The organism is Blastococcus sp. TF02-09, assembly GCF_003319105.1.
GTDB lineage: Bacteria > Actinomycetota > Actinomycetes > Mycobacteriales > Geodermatophilaceae > Blastococcus.
This window is the reverse complement of record NZ_QOHH01000031.1, coordinates 1-937: the sequence shown is the minus strand read 5'-3', so window position 1 is coordinate 937 and position 937 is coordinate 1. Positions and strand designations below refer to the sequence as shown.

Sequence of the window (937 nt, the reverse complement as noted above, 5' to 3'; positions counted from 1 at the left end):
CCGAATGCCGGTAAGTGAGAGCGTGGCAGTGAGACTGCGGGCGATAAGGTTCGTAGTCGAGAGGGAAACAGCCCAGATCATCGGCTAAGGCCCCTAAGCGTGTGCTAAGTGGAAAAGGATGTGGAGTCGCAGAGACAACCAGGAGGTTGGCTTAGAAGCAGCCACCCTTGAAAGAGTGCGTAATAGCTCACTGGTCAAGTGATTCCGCGCCGACAATGTAGCGGGGCTCAAGCACACCGCCGAAGCCGTGGCATTCATGCAACAACCTGTCGGTCCTCTTATGGGCCGGCCAGGTGTGTGGATGGGTAGGGGAGCGTCGTGTGGCGGTCGAAGCGGCGGAGTGATCCAGCCGTGGACGCCACGCGAGTGAGAATGCAGGCATGAGTAGCGAGAGGGGAGTGAGAAACTCCCCCGCCGGAAGACCAAGGGTTCCTGGGCCAGGCTAATCCGCCCAGGGTGAGTCGGGACCTAAGGCGAGGCCGACAGGCGTAGTCGATGGACAACGGGTTGATATTCCCGTACCCGCGAAGGAACGCCCATGCTGAACCCGCCGATGCTAACCGTCTGAAGCTCCTCCGACCCACTTGTGGGCGATGGAGTGGAACACGGGACCCGGAGTGGTAGTAGGCAAGCGATGGGGTGACGCAGGAAGGTAGTCCTACCGGTGAGTGGTAGTACCGGTGCAAGGGTGTGGCCCGCGGGGTAGGCAAATCCGTCCCGCACGAGGGTGAGACCTGACGCATAGCCGAATGAGGCGAATTGGATGATCCTATGCTGCCGAGAAAAGCCTCTAGCGAGTTCCGAGCGGCCCGTACCCCAAACCAACTCAGGTGGTCAGGTAGAGAATACCAAGGCGATCGAGCGAACTGTGGTTAAGGAACTCGGCAAAATGCCCCCGTAACTTCGGGAGAAGGGGGGCCATCTACTGTGAACCGTC

Annotated in this window: 1 rRNA gene; it reads left to right on the top strand. The window is 59.8% G+C overall.

From position 1 onward, the window contains the following. Window positions 1-937: ribosomal RNA gene (locus DQ239_RS20020) — 23S ribosomal RNA — on the top strand; the annotation flags it as partial.